The following is a 17,092-nucleotide window of genomic DNA, read 5'->3' as shown; positions in this document are numbered from 1 at the left end:
GGGGTTACCCGAAGTACAGCACGGCCCATTATTAGGAACAAGGCATCGTTTCCAAAAAAGACGCGTGGTTCCGGACCCGCTGCCGAAAGGTGATGCCAGGGACCTGAGAACCGCTGTGGCGGAGCGTCAGGAAGCTGTGAGACCCGCGCTGATGACGGTGTAGAAGCGGTCGAGTCCGGCCTGCAGGGCCGCGCGGTCGTCGGGCCGCGCGGTGTCGCCGTCCAGGAGCCAGTCGGCGATGATGTCGAAGAGACCGCCGATCAGTCCCATGGCCACCACATGCGCGTGCGGGCCGACCGGGAGGCCGAGGCGCTGCCAGACGGTCTCGACGAAGGACGCCGCCCACCGGCGGTTGGTCCGGCGGTGCACCTCCGCCAGCGGGGTGACGGCACGGCCCTCGCCGAACGTCACCCGCGCCACACGCACGTCGTCCACGAACGCGTCCGCGAAGTGCCGGATCAGCCGCCGTGCCGCCTCGGTTCCGTCCTCGTCGTCACGCAGCGCGTCCAGCGCGGCGGTCAGCCGGCCGGTCACGTCCACGACGATCCGGTCCAGCAGGGCCAGGTACAGGTTCTCCTTGCCGGTGAACACCTCGTAGAAGCTCTTCGTCCCGACGTAGGCCTGCTTGCAGATCTGCTCGATCGAGGTGTCCTGGTACCCCTGTACGGAGAACAGCTCCAGCGCCGCGTCCAGCAGGTCCTCGCGGCGCCTCGCGCGCCGCTCCTCGGCGTCCAGACCTCGGATCCGGCGGCCTCCCGGGCCCTTGTCGTTCACCTCTGCACCGACCACCGGCCCAACATACAGGCGTCCGCCGACGCCACGAGGGCCGCCCGATCCTCATCGGCCCCTCACCTACCTGACCCTCAGCACCCCGCCGCCGTTCCCGCACGGGCCTGTGTCCGTCGCCTCCACCGCGCCGCCACGGTGAGCAGCGCCAGGACCATCAGCGCGGCGCTCACCCAGACCGGCGCCCGGTAGCCGAACCCCGCCTCCAGGGCCAGGCCGCCCGCCCACGGGCCCACCGCAGCACCGAGGTTGAACGCGCTCGTGCCGAAGGCTCCCGCCAGTGCCGACGCCTCGGGAGCCAGGCCGAGGACCCGGGTGATCAGGGCCGTGCCCGTACCGAAGGCGAGCAGGCCGAGCAGCGGGATCAGGACGAGGACGGCGACCGGTCGGCCCGCCGTGAGGGCCAGGGTGCTCCAGCCGAGGGCCAGGGCCGCCATGCCGTACGCGATGAAGGCCGTGGGCCGGCGGTCGGCGTAGCGGCCCGCCACCGTGACGCCGAGGAACGCCCCCGCACCGAAGAGCGCGAGCGCTACGGGCACATAGGCGGCGGTGAGGCCGGTCGCGCGGGTGAGGAGCGGTTCGAGGTAGGAGAACGCGCAGAAGGTGGCGCCCTGGACCAAGGCCATCGTGAGCAGGGTCGGACGGAGGCGCGGACCGGTGAGGAGGCGGAGCTCGTCCCGTACGGGGACAGCCTCGGAGCCCCGGCCGCTCGGGACGCACCGCGCGATCGCCAGGAACGCCGGCAGCGAGACCACCGCGACCGCCCAGAACGCCGCCCGCCACCCCCACCGCTCCCCCAGCACCGCTCCGGCCGGTACGCCGACGACGCAGGCGATCGTCACCCCGCCGACCACCACGGCGGTGGCCCGGCCCCGCAGCCGGTCGGGGACCATCGAGACCGCCGCCGACAGCGCCACCGCCCAGAAGCCCGCGTTGGCGAGGGCCCCGACGAAGCGGGCGGCGAGGAGGACTCCGTAACTCGGGGTCAGCGCACCCGCGATGTGGACGGCGACGAACACCGCGAGGAAGAGCAGCAGCGCTCGGCGCCGGGGCCAGGTGCGGCTGAACAGGGCCATGAAGGGCGCACCGACGACCATGCCGACGGCGAAGGCGGAGGTGAGGAGGCCGGCGGCGGCGAGGGAGACGCCGAGATCGGCGGCGATGGATGAGACGAGCCCGGACAGCATGAACTCGGAGGTGCCCTGGGCGAAGACCGCGAGCCCGAGGACGTGGACGGCGAAGGGAAGTGGCATGGGTGGCAGACCCCTTGACGGAAGCGTCGGTGGACAGACGTACCGAAGTGCGGGGATGCGGGCCGCGCGGGACCACCGCCGGAGGTCGGCGAGGCATCGCGGAGAAGTGCCCGGGGTGCTCATGGCCCGGGGCAGGAAACCGGCGTACGGCGATGGGTCGGCGCGTACGCCGGGTGGGAGCGGCCCTTACCCGCGGTGATCCGGCGGGGGCTCGGCCGTGGCGGAGGAAGCCGGTGACCCGTGGGGTCGGCCGGCGACGCTCAGCGGCAGTTCGCCCACCGGCGCACCGGTGGGCGGAGTCTGTCGGACTCGGGGCTGGACATGCGGCGAGACTACCGGAGGTCAGCGGCGGCGCTGGCGGCGGTTGGCGGTGCGCTCCGGCTCGCGCGCGGAGGTGGTGGGCGCGGGCAGCGCGTCGTACGAGGCGTCCAGCTCCTCGTCGTCCTCGTCCGGGGAGGTCAGGCCCGCGGCGAACTGCGGTTCCAGGAAGAGGTTGTGGTGCTGGAGCGGCGCGGTGTTCTCAGCTGCCGGTTCCGGGCGTGAGGACTTCCGGGGCAGGGATGCGGTGGTCATGGCTGTCTGTCCTTGGGGTCGAGCAGCGCTGTATCGGCTTGTTCCGTACCCCGCTGGCCTGCGCTCGATGTGAGCGCGCGTCATGAGGATGCGTACGCACCGCGGGTCGCCGCCGATGCGAGGGCGGGCACCAGCCGGTCCGGGACTGCCGATGACCGGGGGTGGCGCGCAAATCATCGCACACGATCACCTGGAGGGCCGAGGATTAAGCCCGGGCCCGGGCCGCCCCGCGCCGAAAGCCTACGGCGCGGGGGGCCCGGAAGTACGTGGCCGGATCAGCCCGCGGATCCGGCGCGGCGCATCCGCGCGACGAGCAGGGCGCCTGCGCCGACGACGAGGGCACTGCCCGCGCCGCCCGCGATCAGAGCCGAGCCGCCCGCACCTGTGGCGGCGAGGGAATCGCCGCCACCTTGCGGTTCGGCATCGCTGGTGCTGGTGCTGGTCTCGGAGCCCGAACCGGAGCCCGAACCGGAACCGGAGCCCGAACCGGAGCCCGAGCTGGTCTCTACGCCGCTCTGGTCCTGCTGGTCCTTGTCCTGCTCGTTCTCAAGGTCCTTGTCGTCCTCCAGGTCCTTGTCTTCCTCCTGCTGGGCCTTCTCGTCCTTGGCGCGTGCCTCGTGCTGTCCTGTTTCGAGGAATTCGCTGCGATCGGCGGCGGTGCCCGCCAGCGCGGCGCGGCCGGCCTTGACCAGTTCAGGCCCTCCACCGTCGATGATCTTCGCGATCGCGACACGGTTGTCCTGGTCGCGCAGCTCGTACTGGGTCGTCTCCAGGAAATGGCGCAGCTCGGCCGGGGTCGGATAGCCGTTGAGGAGCTTGCTGATCGCCTGGCTCAGGATGGGGCCGTCCCAGCCTTGGTCGATGCGGGCGAGTTCGACCCTGTCGTCGGATGCCTGCGCGAGGTACTGCCCCTTCTCCAGGAAGGCGATCCGGTCGGTGGGGGTTCCCTTGAGTGCCTTCTCGCCCGCTTCCCGCATTCCGAGACCGCCGTCGGTGATCAGCCTGGCGATGGTGATCCGGTTGTCGACATCACGCAGCTTGTGCTGGGTGACCTCGTAGAACGCGCGCAGTTGCTCCACAGTCGCGCCACCACTGCGGAGAATGTCCTGAATGCCCTCTTTCAGGTAAGGACCGGCGTCGTTCAGCAGACGGCCGATCAGCACCCGGTAGTCGTCACGGCGGATTTCGTGCTGGTCGGTCTCGACGAACTTGCGCATGGCTGCGGGGCCCGCGGCTATGGCGTCGTGGCCCGCTTGCTTCATGTACTCGCTCGCCCTCGGTTCGGCGATGATCGCGAGAATGGTCTTGCGGTCCTGCTCCGCCTGGTCTTCGGCGGCCTGGTCGCTCGCGGCCTGGTCCATCGCGGTCGGAGCCGCCGGGTGGCCGGGCACGGCCGCCTGTTTGCCGACGGCGAAGGACGGAGACGCGATAAGGACGGCTGGAGCCAGAGCAGCGGTGGTGACGGCAGCAGCGATCCGGGACAACTTCACAGAGCAAACCTCCTGGCGAACATTCTTTCGGAGGCCAAGACCGACCGGACGCACCGATGGTTGTACGCCACGTCAAGAACGAGCACGGAAGCTTCCTCGCCCGGCTCTGCGCAAGGAGGAACTCCCCGGTCCGGCGGGCGACGGCCCGATCGAGGAGGGTGTGCCGGCCTCTCCGGCCGGCCTGCCCACCGAACAACGGTGTGCGCCCCCGAAAGGCGCACACCTCGCGGCCTTCCTCAGGCCTTCGGCGCCACCTTCGACAGCCCGTTGATGATGCGGTCCATCGCGTCGCCGCCCGTCGGGTCGGTGAGGTTGGCGAGCATCTTCAGGGTGAACTTCATCAGCAGCGGGTGGGTCAGGCCGCGCTGCGTGGCGACCTTCATGACCTTCGGGTTGCCGATCAGCTTCACGAAGGCGCGGCCCATCGTGTAGTAGCCGCCGTAGGTCTCCTTGAGCACCTTCGGGTAGTTGTTCAGGGCCAGTTCGCGCTGGGCCGGGGTCGCGCGGGCGTGGGCCTGGACGATGACGTCGGCCGCGATCTGGCCCGACTCCATGGCGTACGCGATGCCTTCGCCGTTGAACGGGTTGACCATGCCGCCCGCGTCGCCGACGAGGAGGAGGCCCTTGGTGTAGTGCGGCTGGCGGTTGAAGGCCATCGGGAGAGCGGCGCCCCGGATCGGGATCGTCATGTTCTCCGGCGTGTAGCCCCACTCCTCGGGCATCGAGGCGCACCAGGCCTTGAGCACCTCGCGCCAGTCCAGCTCCTTGAAGGCGGAGGAGGAGTTGAGGATGCCGAGGCCCACGTTGGAGGTGCCGTCGCCCATGCCGAAGATCCAGCCGTAGCCGGGCAGCAGCCGGTCCTCGGCGCCGCGGCGGTCCCACAGCTCCAGCCAGGACTCCAGGTAGTCGTCGTCGTGGCGCGGCGAGGTGAAGTACGTACGGACGGCGACGCCCATCGGGCGGTCCTCGCGGCGGTGCAGGCCCATGGCGAGCGAGAGGCGCGTGGAGTTGCCGTCGGCGGCGACGACGAGCGGGGCGTGGAAGGTGACCGGGGTCTTCTCCTCGCCGACCTTCGCCTCGACGCCGGTGATGCGGCCGGTGCGCTCGTCGCGGATCGGTGCGCCGACGTTGCAGCGCTCGTACAGCCGGGCGCCGGCCTTCTGCGCCTGCCGGGCGAGCTGCTCGTCGAAGTCGTCGCGCTTGCGGACCAGTCCGTAGTCCGGGTAGGAGGCGAGTTCCGGCCAGTCCAGCTGGAGCCGGACGCCGCCGCCGATGATGCGCAGGCCCTTGTTGCGCAGCCAGCCGGCCTCCTCGGAGATGTCGATCCCCATGGAGACGAGCTGTTTCGTGGCGCGCGGGGTGAGGCCGTCGCCGCACACCTTCTCGCGCGGGAACGCCGTCTTTTCCAGCAGCAGGACGTCGAGTCCGGCCTTGGCGAGGTAGTACGCGGTCGTGGAGCCGGCTGGGCCCGCTCCGACGACGATCACGTCCGCGCTGTGCTCGGAGAGGGGCTCGGTCACGGTCGGATCTCCCGAAGACTCGAATTCGCGTGCCGCGCGGCACATGTCCCGTGCAGTCTATGGGGGCCTGCTGAACAACCCTCCGAAGGGCTCCCTCATGTCGATAGCACCTGTTCCGCCGCCCACCGCGCCGGCCCCCGCCGTACGCCTGCGCGTCCCGACCGACGAGGACGCGCTGATCTGGCACCGGGTCTTCGACGACCCCGAGGTGATGGAGTTCTTCGGCGGCCGGAGAGCGGACTTCTCCGTGTACGAGGAACTCACCGCCCGTCAGCGCCGCCATGACGCGGAACTCGGCTACTGCCTGTGGACCGTCACCGACGAGGACGGCACCGTGCTCGGCTTCACCGGCGCGCAGCCGTGGCCGCACACCCACTACGGCCCGGTCGGCGCCATCGAGATCGGCTGGCGGCTGGCGCGTACGGCCTGGGGACGCGGTTACGCCACCGCCGCCGCCCGCACCACGCTGGAACGGCTGCGGGCGGCCGGGGTACCGGACGTCGTCGCGATGATCGACTCCCGTAACACCCGGTCCATCGCGGTGGCGGAACGGCTCGGGATGCGCCACGCGGAGACCTTCACGACCCCGCGCGCCGGGCAGGAGGGCTACTGCTTCCGGCTGGAGCTCTGAGGCTCTCCGGACTTCAGGCGCGGGTGGCCCGGTGCAGGGCCACCACGCCGCCGGTGAGGTTGCGCCACGCCACCTTCGACCAGCCCGCCTTCTGAAGGAGTGCGGCGAGGCCGGGCTGGTCGGGCCAGGCGCGGATGGACTCGGCGAGATAGACGTACGCGTCCGGGTTGGAGGAGACGGCCCGCGCGGTCGGCGGCAGCGCGCGCATCAGGTACTCGGTGTAGACCGTGCGGAACGGGGCCCAGGTCGGCTGCGAGAACTCGCAGATCACGGCCCGGCCGCCCGGCTTCGTCACCCGGTACAGCTCGCTCAGCGCGGTCTCGGTGTCCTGGATGTTGCGCAGGCCGAAGGAGATCGTGACGGTGTCGAACACCTCGTCCTTGAACGGCAGCCGCATCCCGTCACCGGCCGTGAACGGCATCCACGGGTGGCGGCGCTTGCCGACCTCCAGCATGCCGAGCGAGAAGTCGCACGGCACGACGTAGGCGCCGGCCTGCGCGAAGGGCTGCGAGGAGGTCGCGGTGCCGGCCGCCAGGTCGAGGATCTTCTGCGCGGGACGGGCGTCGACCGCCGCCGCGACGGCCTTGCGCCACTGCCGGGCCTGGCCGAGCGAGATCACGTCGTTGGTCAGGTCGTAGTTGGCCGCCACACCGTCGAACATCGAGGCGACTTCGTGCGGCTGCTTGTCCAGGGAGGCTCGGGTCACCACTCCATTCAAGCAGCCGGACGTCACGTCTCAGTAAGGGCGGTCACCCGCGATCGCGACCCGCTCCGCGACCCGGCGGTGCGGCGCGTAGTCGTTGACCGCGTAGTGCTGGGTGGCCCGGTTGTCCCAGAACGCGACATCGCCGGCCCGCCAGCTGTACCGCACCTGGAACTCCGGCGCGTGCGCCTGCTGGAACAGCAGCCGCAGCAGCCGGTCGCTCTCCTCCTGCGCGAACCCGACGATCCGGGTCGTGAACGAGGCGTTGACGAAGATCGTCCGGCGGCCGGTGACCGGATGGCGCCGCACCACCGGATGCTCGACCGGCGGGAACCGCTCCTGGTGCGGAGCCAGCCGCTCCGGCGGGTAGAAGCGCGAGAAACCGGGGATGAAGTCGTGCACCGCCCGCGCCCCCTCGATGCGCTCCTTCACCTGCGCCGGCAGGTTGTCGTACGCCGCCGCCATGTCCGCCCACATCGTGTCCCCGCCCACCGGCGGCACCTCGCGCAGCTGGAGGACCGCGCCGAGCGCCGGGCGCTCGCGGAAGGTGACGTCGGCGTGCCAGACGTTCTCGAAGGTGGGGACCGTGGTGCGGTCGAGGCGGGCCACCTCCGGCTCGTCGCCGGTGGCGAGCAGCGGGTTGGTCTCCAGCTCGCCCCAGTGCCCGGCGAAGGCCCGCTGCTGGTGCGAGGTGAGGTGCTGCTCCCGGAAGAACAGCACCTTCCATTCCAGCAGCGCCCGGTCCAGCTCGGCCCTCAGCGCAGGGCCGAGCGGCCGGGACAGGTCGACGCCGTGGATCTCCGCGCCGATCACGCGGCCGCGCGGCACCAGCTCGAAGAGCTCGTACGGCCGGTCCGGCCGGCCCTCCGGCACCCGGTGCAGCACGCGCGGACCCTCGTAGAGGCCGTCGGCGGGGATGCGGTGGTCGCGGAGGGCGGGGGGTGCGGTGGTGGTCATGGTTCCTCCTGGAGGTGCGGTACGTCGGTGGGTCAGCGGGCCGCGTCGCGTACCGCCGTACCGATCTCGGCGCGCAGCGCGGCGTACTCCGGCAGCCCGCGCAGTTCGTCGGGGCCGGTGCCGGTGCGCGGCAGGCCGATCGGGATGTCCAGCGCGATGCGGCCCGGCCGCGCGCTGAGCACGACCGTGCGGGTGCCGAGGAAGACCGCCTCGTCCACGCTGTGGGTGACGAAGACCGACGTGGTGCCGGTCTCGGCGGAGACCGTGCGCAGGTCCTCCTGCAGCCGCTCCCGGGTGAGCGCGTCCAGCGCGGCGAACGGTTCGTCGAGCAGCAGCAGCCGCTTCCCGCCCGCCAGCGCACGCGCGATGGCCACCCGCTGCTGCTGGCCGCCGGAGATCTGCCAGATGCGCCGGCCTGCGGTGTCCGCGAGGCCCACGCGCTCCAGCAACTCGTCGGTGCGCTCGGCCCGTTCGGCGCGCGGAACGCCCGCGTACCTCAGCGCCAGGCCGATGTTGTCGCCGACCGTGCGCCACGGGAAGAGCCGCGGCTGCTGGAAGACGATGCCCGCCTGGTCGCCGGGCTCGGGCCGCTCGCCGAACACCTCGACCTCGCCCGACGAGGCCCGCTCGAAGCCCGCGACGAGGCGCAGCAGCGTGCTCTTGCCGCAGCCGGAGGGGCCGACGAGGACGAGGAACTCACCGGCCGGGATCTCCAGCGAGACCGGGCCGAGAGCCGTCAAGCTCTCGGCGCCGCGGCCGCCGTAGCTGTGCTCGACGTCGCGTACGGAGACGACGGCGGTGGCGTCGCGTTGCCGGGGAACCTTCGCGGTGTCGGTGTCAGGGAGAGACGGCATCGGTGAGCCCTTCCACGTAGATGGACTTCCGCAGCTTCTCCAAATCGGGCGCGGTGTCGATCTGCTTCTGGTCGACCAGGAACTGCGCCGCGCTGTGCAGGTTGTCCGCGAGACCGCCGACCTTGCCGGGCGTGCCGAGCCACTTCGCGTCGGCCTGCTCGGCCGGCTTCAGGAAGATGCCCTGCTTCAGCTGCGCGCCGGCCTCGGCCGGGCTGATCCCGAGCTGCTTGCCGACCACCGCCGAGGCCGCGTCCGGGTCGTCGTGGATGAGGTCGAGCGCCTGGGCCTGAGCCTTGCGCCAGGCGGGCAGCACGTCGGGGTGGGCCTTGAGGAAGCTGCTGGAGGCGACGCCGAGGTCGAGGGTCGGCTTGCCGGCGGCGGCCAGCTCACGGCTGGAGACCAGCACCTTGCCGGTCTTCTTCAGCTCCTCCAGCGTCGGCAGCCAGACGTACGTGGCGTCGATGTCGCCGCGCGTCCAGGCGGCCAGGATGTCCTGCGGCTCCAGGTCGAGGAGCTGTACCTTCGACGCGTCCACTCCGGCCTGGTCGAGCGCGGCGAGCAGGCTGTAGTGCGAGGTGGAGCTGAACGGCGTCGCGACCTTCTTGCCTTCCAGATCCTTGACCGAGGAGACCTTGGAGCCGTTCCGGGCGACGAGCGCCTCGTTCTCGCCGGCCACGTCCAGTACCCAGGTGACCTGGTACGGAATGTTCAGCGGCTCGGAGAGCCCTCGGGCGACCGGGCTGGAGCCGATGGCCGCGAGGTCCACGGAGCCGGCCACGAAAGCGGTGTTGATGCTGGCGCCGGAGTCGAACTTCGTCCACTTGATGTCGTAGCCGGGCAGCGCCTTCTCCAGCCAGCCCTTCTCCTTGACGATCAGGTCGCCGCTGGGAAAGGCCTGGTAGGCGATGCGTATCGTCTTGCCGCCGTCCTTGCCCGCGTCGCCGGAACCGCCCTCACCGCAGGCCGTCACCGCCAGGAGGGCTCCGAGTGCCGCGGCGATCGAGGAGAGGCGGAGCCAACCGCGTGTTCCGGCCATGTGCGTGTCCTTCGTACTGGGATGGATGGAGAGAGAGGGACGGGAGGGCTTACGTGGCCTACGTGTGGCTTCGCCACGGAGCGAGCCGGTCCGAGAGCACCCGCAGCCCGGCGTCGATGAGCAGGCCGGAGATGCCGATGGCGAAGAGGCCGAGGACGACCGTGTCCGACTGGTTGTAGCGCTGGGCGTCCCGGATCAGACCGCCGATGCCCGGCAGCCCGTTGACCGTCTCGGCGGCGACCACCGAGGAGTACGCGATGCCGAAGGCGAGCCGGACGCCGACGAGGATCTCCGGCAGCGCGGACGGCAGCACCACCGACGTCACGACCTGCCCGCGCCTGGCCCCGATCGCCCGGGCCGCCTCGACCAGGGCCGTCGGCGCGGACGCCACGGCGGAGGCGGTGGCCACGGCGACCGGCGGCATGGCGGCGATGGCGAGGAGCCAGAGCTTGGGCGCCTCGTCGATGCCGAACCAGATGATCAGCAGGCTGAAGTAGGCGAGCGGCGGCAGGGTGCGCAGGAACGCCACGGCGGGCTCCAGCACCACCCGCACCCACGGCAGTGTCCCCATCAGCACACCGACGACGAGCCCCGCGACGACGCCCGCGCCGGCCCCGATGAAGATGCGGCGCAGACTGATGCCGAGGTGCTCGATCAAGGTGTGGCCCTGGTAGCCGCGCACGCCGTCGTGCGTACCGGAGGTCTCCAGCAGCGCGTTCCACACGGCGGCGGGCGAGGGCACCAGGACCGGTGACCAGAGCTGGAGCACGATCACCAGCTGCCAGAGCGCGAGGAGCGCGGCGAGAGCGACGAGGCGGAGCCCGACGCGGCGCAGGCGCGCACCACGCTCCGGCCGACGGCCCGCGGACGCGGACGCGGTGGCGGGGGCCGGGGCGTCGGCGGCCCGTTTCCGTACGGAAGTGGGCGTGGTCATGGAGGGCTCCGGGGACAGGGGGAGGTCGGGACGGAACGCCGGGTTCACGGAGAAGCCGGGCGCGGGCGACCGCCGGGAGGCGAGGAGAGTGGGCCCGCCGAAGAGTCGGCCGACGGGTGTACACACAGAGAGCGAGCGCGAAGACGTCAGCGCGTCAATGTGTCAGGGCATCACTGAGGATGCCGCGTCAGGGCTTCAACAACAGGAAGCGCTGGACACGCGGCAGAGATCGATGTGGAGGCACTCCACCAGAAAACGATCGACTGTCACGGCAGTTGTTCTAGCACAGGCGCTCCGCCGTCCACCAGGTTCGTACCGCGGAGTGAGACGTTCCGTCCCGCTGTCCGGGCTCGCGAACCGGTGGCGAATCGGTGGCGATTCGGCTTCAACCTTTTCCGTGCGCGCGGACTCTGTAAGGGGTGAGCGAGGAAAGGGAGGGCGGATGCCGGCAGGGGCGGAGGCCGAGGAGGCGGCGTACGGCGGGAGCGACGCCGCGTTCGAGGCGTACGCGCGGGACGGGCAGCGGCGGCTGTACCGGACGGCCTATCTGCTCTGCGGGAACGTGGAAGGCGCCAAGGATCTGACGCAGACGACCCTGGCCAAGCTGTTCCAGCACTGGCGGCGGGCGAGCCGGGCGGACAACCTGGACGCCTACGCCAAGACCGTCCTCGTCCGTACGTACGTCGCCGAACGCCGCCGCACCGTAAGGGACTTGCTCGCCCACCGGTCCAACGCACCGCGTCCGCAGGCCGATCCGGCGTCGGGTGTCGACCTCCGCGTCACGCTGCTCGCACTGCTCGACGAACTGCCGCCCCGGGCCAGGGCGATGGTCGTGCTGCGGTACTGGGACGATCTGAGCGTGGAGTCGGTCGCCTCGCTGCTGCGGTGCAGCGAGTCCACGGTGAAGAGCCAGTGTTCGCGTTCGCTCGTCCGGCTGCGCGCCCGCATGGGCGATGTCCAGCTCTACTCCACCGGAAGCTGAGGGCCGGTCATGACTCCAGAAAGCCGCCACGGTTCGCCCGAGGAGGAGCTGTTCCGGGACGCGCTCCACCGGACCGCCGACACCCTGTCCCCGCTGCCCGATCTGGTGCCCGACGCCGTACGGGAGGGGCAGCGGCGGCGGGCCCGGCGGCGGGGGCTCGCGGTGGCGGGCGCCTTCGTGGCGGTGACCGCCGTGACGCTCGGGCTGGCCCTGCTGGGACCCTTGGTGCGGCAGACACCCGACGCCGAACCCGCCGCCCCTCCTCCCGGCCCCTCCCTCACCCGCCCCACGCCGGAGCCCTCACCCACTCCGGTCCCCTCGCTCACCCGGCCCGCGCCAGGCCCCTCCCCCGACCCGACGGAGCCCGTAACCGGCATGCCGATACCCGCCTCTCCGCCCACACCTCACCGGTCCACACCGCCCGCCGCGCCGCCGGCCGCGCCCGGCCCGGCCCGGTCCGCCGCCGGGCCGTTCGCGCCGTCGCCGCATCCCGGAGCGACGCGATGACGGGCCGCCGCGGCCTCGGCACGCTGCCGCGCGAGGAGCCGGCCCGCGACACCGAGACGTTCCGGCTGCGCGTCCTGCCGGGAGACCGGACCGGGTCGCGCGGCCCGGGGCGCGTACCGAGGAGCCGGTCCGCGAGCCGGTCGCTCTCCCGCTCCCGTGAGCGGCGAAGACGCCGGATCCGCCGCCGGACGGCGGGACTTGTCGCGCTCGCCTTGGCAGCCGTGGCCCTGGCGGCCCTCCTCGTCGACCGTCCCTGGCAGAACGGAGACCCGTCCGTCACCGCCGGCGCGGACACCGGCACCGGGGACGACAACGCCGAGACTCCCCTCGCCCCACCGCCACCTCCACCGGCCGCCTCCCCGGAACCGAACCCGAAGCCGACACCCACGCCCGCCTCCTCGGCCGACGACGACCGCCCGGTCCGGCCCTCCGACGTGCCCGCCTCCGGCCCCGGCACGTTCACCGTGGCCCGTGCGGGCGTCACGAAGTCCGGCCAGGGCGAGCCCTACCGGGTCGAGGTGGAGGACGGCATCGGCGTCGACCCCGACCGGGCCGCCGAGGAGATCGCGGCGATCCTGGCCGACCCGCGCGGCTGGAGCCATGGCGGCGAGCGCTCGTTCCGCCAAGTCGCGGACACGTCGGCCGGGTTGGTGGTGAAGATCGGCACTCCGGCGACCACGGACCGGCTCTGCGGCGCGTACGGCCTGAAGACGCGTGGCGAGGTCAACTGCCGTGGCGGCGAGCAGGTGATGGTCAACCTCAAGCGCTGGCAGCTGGGTTCACCGCAGTTCGACGGGCCGGTGGCCGAGTACCGGGCCCTGATCATCAACCACGAGGTCGGCCACTGGCTGGGCCGCGGTCATGAGACCTGTCCGGGGAAGGGACGGCCCGCGCCCGCGATGATGCAGCAGATCGACGGGTTGAAGGGGTGCGTGGCCAATGCCTGGCCGTACGACGCCAAGGGGCGCTATCTGGGCGGGCCTTCGGTGCCGTAGACCCTGCGCGGACTCGGTTTCAGCGGGCGCGGTGCACGAGCCGTCCCGCGAGCACCGTCGCCACGCAGTGGACCGCTCCGCCCGCGCGCAGCGCCACCTCGTCGGCCACATCGAAGACGGCGAGGTCCGCGCGGCCGCCCACGGTCAGCGGGCCGTGGGCGGTGGCGGCCAAATCACCGCCGGCCGCGCAGGGATCCAGGTCCGGCGGACCGCCTGCCGGCCGGCCGTGGACCTGGACCAGTCCGGACCGGGCGACGGCCGTCCGCAGCGCCGGATCCTCCGCACCGAACGGCCCCACCACATGCGTGGTCCCGTGCCGCAGCATCCGCTGGAGCCCGCGCCGTACGCTGCCTGCTCGCCGGGCCGCGTCCATGGTCGCCGCGAGCCGCTCGAACTCCTCGCCCCACAGCGGCAGTTCGCCCAGCTCGTCGGCCTCGCGCGGGTCCGGGTGGTAGCAGCGGGTGAGCAGCTCGCGGGCCCGGTCCTGGCGGAGGCCGGGCGTGAGGAGACCGGGCCAGCGGCGGACCCGGGCCGCCGGGTGTGCGGCGACGACCTCCTCGTACGGACCGATGGCGGCGATCCGGTCGCCGTCCACGGCCACCGCACCACCACCGGCGTCCGCCACAACGGCCGCCGCGCCGACCGGAAGGACCAGCGGCGCGGCGTGAATCGTCAGCATGAGAGCACTAGTTGGCGTTGAGGAGCTTCAGCTCCGGGTGCGCGGTGCCGCCTTCGATCGCCACCGAGGAGATGTGCGAGACGACCCGCTCGTCGACCGGGTCGTTCGCCGGGTCGTCGTGCACGACGAGGTGCTCGTACGTCGTGGCGCGCTGCGCCGGGACCCGGTCCGCCTTGCGGATCAAGTCGATGATCTCCATCCGGTTGGAACGGTGCTTGGCGCCGGCCGAGGAGACCACGTTCTCCTCCAGCATGATCGAGCCGAGGTCGTCCGCGCCGTAGTGCAGCGACAGCTGGCCGGCCTCCTTGCCGGTGGTCAGCCAGGAGCCCTGGATGTGGGCCACGTTGTCGAGGAAGAGCCGGGCGATGGAGATCATCCGCAGGTACTCGAAGAGCGTGGCCTGCGTGCGGCCCTTCAGCTTGTTGTTCTCCGGCTGGTAGGTGTACGGGATGAAGGCGCGGAAGCCGCCCGTACGGTCCTGGACGTCCCGGATCATCCGCAGGTGCTCGATCCGCTCGGCGTTGGTCTCGCCGGTGCCCATCAGCATGGTGGAGGTCGACTCGACGCCGAGGCCGTGCGCGATCTCCATGATCTCCAGCCACCGCTCACCGGACTCCTTGAGCGGCGCGATGGCGGTGCGCGGCCGGGCCGGCAGCAGCTCGGCGCCGGCACCGGCGAAGGAGTCGAGACCGGCGGCGTGGATGCGGCTGATGGCCTCCTCGGCGGAGACCTTGGAGATCCGGGCCATGTGCTCGATCTCGGAGGCGCCGAGCGAATGGATCACCAGCTGCGGGAACGCCTTCTTGATCGCGGAGAAGTGCTCCTCGTAGTACTCGACGCCGAAGTCCGGGTGGTGGCCGCCCTGGAACATGATCTGCGTGCCGCCGAGCTCGACGGTCTCCGCGCAGCGGCGCAGGATGTCCTCGATGTCCCGGGTCCAGCCCTTGGCCGTGTCCTTCGGCGGCGCGTAGAAGGCGCAGAACTTGCAGGCCGTCACACACACGTTGGTGTAGTTGATGTTGCGCTCGATGATGTACGTCGCGATGTGCTCCGTACCGGCGTAACGGCGTCGCCGTACGGCGTCGGCGGCCGCACCCAGCGCGTGCAGCGGCGCCGAGCGGTAGAGGTCGAGCGCCTCCTCCGGAGTGATCCGACCGCCCTCGGCGGCTCGGTCGAGGACGGGCTGGAGATCGGCCTTCTCGGTCACCGGGCTGTCACCTTTCGGCGGTTTTTTGAGGATCCTCGGACCGATCCAGCGTACGCCAGCCCCTTGCGCCGTCAGCCGCCGGACCGGGTGAGGTCGCCGTACGGCAGGCCCGCGGCACGCTCCTCGGAGCGGTAGCCGAGCGTTCCGTCGGCGGCGAGGCGGAAGACCAGGTCGGCCTCGGTGGTGGTGCAGAGGCCCGGGGTGCTGGGGCGGTCGGGGTCGGTGCGCTCGCGGACCTTCAGCTCCTTCGCGGTGCCGGAGGTGAGGGCGCCGACACTGTTACAGGTGACGGTGATGCCGAGCTGCGAGATCGTGGTGGACATCCGGACGACCTGCGTGCCCTTTTCGCCCTCGGTGAAGACCGCGGTGAGCGTGCCGTGCGGCTGGCCGGTCGTCCTCTCGGTGAGCGGACCCTCCCAGGTGCCGACGAACGCCTTCGGCACCTCGCTCACGGCAGGCTCCTCGTCACCGGCGGGGCCGGATGTGGCCGGATCCGGATCTTCGGAGGCCGTGGCGGTGGCGGACGGCGACGGTGTGCCGGCCGCCGAGTCGCCGCCCTTGCGCCCGTCGGCGTCGCCGCCCGGGAAGAAGCCGTCGAGCAGGCCCGAACCGAGAGCGACGACCACGAACGACCCGGCCACGGCCAGCGCCACGGTGCAGCTCACGCGGCGGCTCCGGCGCGCGGCGGAGCCGTCCCCGGTGCCTGTGCCCGTACCGCTGCTCGTCCGCGCGTCGGCGCTGACGGTGACGGAGAACCGGGGGTCGTACGGCCGCCGGCCGGGAAGCCCGACGCCGGGCGGCGCGCCGGGCGGCGGCGGAGTGTCCGGCGCGTGGACGAGCGGCGGGCCGAAGACTCCCAGGAGGCCGGATTCGGAGCCTGCGCCCGCGCCTGTGGAGCCGTCGGAGCCGGAACGAGGGTCGGATCCGGAACCGGTACGCGGATCGGAGCCGGATCCCGTACGAGAGTCGGCGCCGGATCCCGTACGGGAATCGCGGCCCGGGCCCTCGTGCGGGTCAGCGCCGAACCCCGCACCCAGCGACGCGCTGCTGAACGGCACCGGGCCCGAGCCCGTCGGCGCGTCCTGCGGTTCCAGATCCAGCAGCGCCACCGCCGACCGGCTGACCTCGCCCACCAGCCGGCCCGGCAGCCACCCCGCCGCCACCATCGCCGCCGCCCCGTCCGGAGCCAGCGTGCGGGCGAGGTCGGCCGGAGCGGGCCGCGCGTCCGGGTCCTTGGCCAGGCATCCGGCGACCACCTCGCGCAGCTCGCCCTCCAGGTCGCCCAGCTCCGGCTCCTCGTGGACCACCTTGTAGAGGAGTACGGCGGAGGAGTCGCCGGAGAACGGGGCCGCGCCGGTCGCCGCGTACGCCAGGACCGCGCCCAGCGAGAAGACGTCCGCCGCACCGGAGATGTCCCGGCCGCGGATCTGCTCGGGCGCCATGTAGCCGGGCGAGCCGACGGAGACGCCGGTGGAGGTGAGCGAGACGGTGGCGCCGAGGGCCCGGGCGATGCCGAAGTCGATGAGGCGGGGGCCGTCCAGGGCCAGCAGCACGTTGGAGGGCTTCACATCGCGGTGGACGATGCCCTGGCCGTGGACGACGTGGAGGGCCTCGGCGAGGCCGGCGCCCAGGGTGCGTACGGCGTGCTCGGGCAGCGGGCCGTGCTCGGTGATCGCCTGGGAGAGCGGCGGCCCGGCGACGTAACCCGTGGCGACCCACGGCACCGGAGCGTCCGGGTCCGCGTCCAGGACCGGCGCGGTCCACTGCGCGCCGATGCGCCGCGCGGACTCCACCTCGCGCCGGAACCGGGCGCGGAACTGCTCGTCGAGCGCGAAGTGCGGGTGGACCACCTTGACCGCGACCGTGCGGCCGCCGGCGCTGCGCCCGAGGTAGACCCGGCCCATGCCGCCCGCGCCGAGCCTGCCGAGCAGCCGGTAGGCACCGATGGTGTGCGGTTCGCCCGCTTCCAGCGGCTGCATATGCGC

17 protein-coding genes are annotated in these 17,092 nt (G+C 72.1%); 4 read left to right on the top strand and 13 right to left on the bottom strand.

What is annotated here, in order from left to right:
* Positions 1-126: 126 nt before the first annotated feature.
* The 5 genes from ABZ267_RS22065 to ABZ267_RS22045 form a co-directional block, all read right to left on the bottom strand.
* Positions 127-789 (bottom strand): TetR/AcrR family transcriptional regulator, encoded by a 663-nt coding sequence (locus ABZ267_RS22065; protein WP_356747643.1) that lies wholly within the window; start codon positions 787-789, stop codon positions 127-129.
* 74 nt (positions 790-863) lie between these two features.
* Complete coding sequence (locus ABZ267_RS22060; RefSeq protein WP_356747642.1) at positions 864-2,039, bottom strand: Cmx/CmrA family chloramphenicol efflux MFS transporter; 1,176 nt, start codon at positions 2,037-2,039, stop codon at positions 864-866.
* Positions 2,040-2,381: 342 nt separating this feature from the next.
* A complete protein-coding gene (locus ABZ267_RS22055) occupies positions 2,382-2,612 on the bottom strand; it encodes a hypothetical protein (protein ID WP_356747640.1) in 231 nt (76 codons plus the stop codon).
* 275 nt (positions 2,613-2,887) lie between these two features.
* Complete coding sequence (locus tag ABZ267_RS22050) at positions 2,888-3,973, bottom strand: ALF repeat-containing protein (protein ID WP_356747638.1); 1,086 nt, start codon at positions 3,971-3,973, stop codon at positions 2,888-2,890.
* A 365-nt stretch (positions 3,974-4,338) separates the two neighbouring features.
* Positions 4,339-5,622: a geranylgeranyl reductase family protein gene (locus ABZ267_RS22045; protein ID WP_356747636.1), complete on the bottom strand. Its 1,284-nt coding sequence runs from the start codon at positions 5,620-5,622 to the stop codon at positions 4,339-4,341.
* 97 nt (positions 5,623-5,719) lie between these two features.
* On the opposite strand from ABZ267_RS22045, the gene ABZ267_RS22040 reads away from it, so the two are divergent.
* Positions 5,720-6,253: a GNAT family N-acetyltransferase gene (locus tag ABZ267_RS22040; protein WP_356747634.1), complete on the top strand. Its 534-nt coding sequence runs from the start codon at positions 5,720-5,722 to the stop codon at positions 6,251-6,253.
* Positions 6,254-6,266: 13 nt separating this feature from the next.
* Here the strand turns inward: ABZ267_RS22040 and ABZ267_RS22035 are convergent, their stop codons facing one another.
* Genes ABZ267_RS22035 through ABZ267_RS22015 form a run of 5 tightly spaced genes read right to left on the bottom strand, consistent with a single transcriptional unit; the run spans position 6,267 to position 10,737 of the window.
* On the bottom strand, positions 6,267-6,959 hold the full coding sequence (locus tag ABZ267_RS22035) for a demethylmenaquinone methyltransferase (protein WP_356747632.1): 693 nt from the start codon (positions 6,957-6,959) through the stop codon (positions 6,267-6,269).
* A gap of 30 nt (positions 6,960-6,989) precedes the next feature.
* On the bottom strand, positions 6,990-7,913 hold the full coding sequence (locus ABZ267_RS22030) for a TauD/TfdA family dioxygenase (protein ID WP_356747630.1): 924 nt from the start codon (positions 7,911-7,913) through the stop codon (positions 6,990-6,992).
* 32 nt (positions 7,914-7,945) lie between these two features.
* Positions 7,946-8,767 (bottom strand): ABC transporter ATP-binding protein, encoded by an 822-nt coding sequence (locus tag ABZ267_RS22025; protein ID WP_356747628.1) that lies wholly within the window; start codon positions 8,765-8,767, stop codon positions 7,946-7,948.
* Complete coding sequence (locus ABZ267_RS22020) at positions 8,751-9,803, bottom strand: ABC transporter substrate-binding protein (RefSeq protein ID WP_356747626.1); 1,053 nt, start codon at positions 9,801-9,803, stop codon at positions 8,751-8,753. Before ABZ267_RS22020 ends, ABZ267_RS22025 begins: the two co-directional genes overlap by 17 nt.
* Positions 9,804-9,861: 58 nt before the next feature.
* Complete coding sequence (locus ABZ267_RS22015; protein WP_356747624.1) at positions 9,862-10,737, bottom strand: ABC transporter permease; 876 nt, start codon at positions 10,735-10,737, stop codon at positions 9,862-9,864.
* Between the two features lie 442 nt (positions 10,738-11,179).
* Between ABZ267_RS22015 and ABZ267_RS22010 the strand changes: the two genes are divergently transcribed.
* The 3 genes from ABZ267_RS22010 to ABZ267_RS22000 are packed head-to-tail and all read left to right on the top strand — an operon-like array spanning position 11,180 to position 13,221.
* Positions 11,180-11,719, top strand: coding sequence for a SigE family RNA polymerase sigma factor (locus ABZ267_RS22010; RefSeq protein ID WP_356747622.1), 540 nt, complete (start codon positions 11,180-11,182; stop codon positions 11,717-11,719).
* Positions 11,720-11,728: 9 nt separating this feature from the next.
* Positions 11,729-12,226, top strand: coding sequence for a hypothetical protein (locus ABZ267_RS22005; RefSeq protein ID WP_356747620.1), 498 nt, complete (start codon positions 11,729-11,731; stop codon positions 12,224-12,226).
* A complete protein-coding gene (locus ABZ267_RS22000) occupies positions 12,223-13,221 on the top strand; it encodes a DUF3152 domain-containing protein (protein ID WP_356747618.1) in 999 nt (332 codons plus the stop codon). Before ABZ267_RS22005 ends, ABZ267_RS22000 begins: the two co-directional genes overlap by 4 nt.
* 19 nt (positions 13,222-13,240) lie before the next feature.
* Here ABZ267_RS22000 and ABZ267_RS21995 read toward each other — a convergent pair whose 3' ends face one another.
* The 3 genes from ABZ267_RS21995 to ABZ267_RS21985 all read right to left on the bottom strand — a co-directional run bounded on the left by ABZ267_RS21995 (position 13,241) and on the right by ABZ267_RS21985 (position 17,086).
* Positions 13,241-13,900 (bottom strand): hypothetical protein, encoded by a 660-nt coding sequence (locus ABZ267_RS21995; RefSeq protein WP_356747616.1) that lies wholly within the window; start codon positions 13,898-13,900, stop codon positions 13,241-13,243.
* Positions 13,901-13,907: 7 nt separating this feature from the next.
* On the bottom strand, positions 13,908-15,107 hold the full coding sequence (gene mqnC / locus ABZ267_RS21990; protein ID WP_356747614.1) for a cyclic dehypoxanthinyl futalosine synthase: 1,200 nt from the start codon (positions 15,105-15,107) through the stop codon (positions 13,908-13,910).
* Positions 15,108-15,178: 71 nt separating this feature from the next.
* A complete protein-coding gene (locus tag ABZ267_RS21985; RefSeq protein ID WP_356747612.1) occupies positions 15,179-17,086 on the bottom strand; it encodes a protein kinase in 1,908 nt (635 codons plus the stop codon).
* Positions 17,087-17,092 lie beyond the last annotated feature (6 nt).

Source organism: Streptomyces sp. NPDC006174, from assembly GCF_040614075.1.
Classification (GTDB): Bacteria; Actinomycetota; Actinomycetes; order Streptomycetales; family Streptomycetaceae; genus Streptomyces.
Note: the sequence above shows the minus strand (reverse complement) of the source record. Positions and strands in the feature narration are given on the sequence as shown.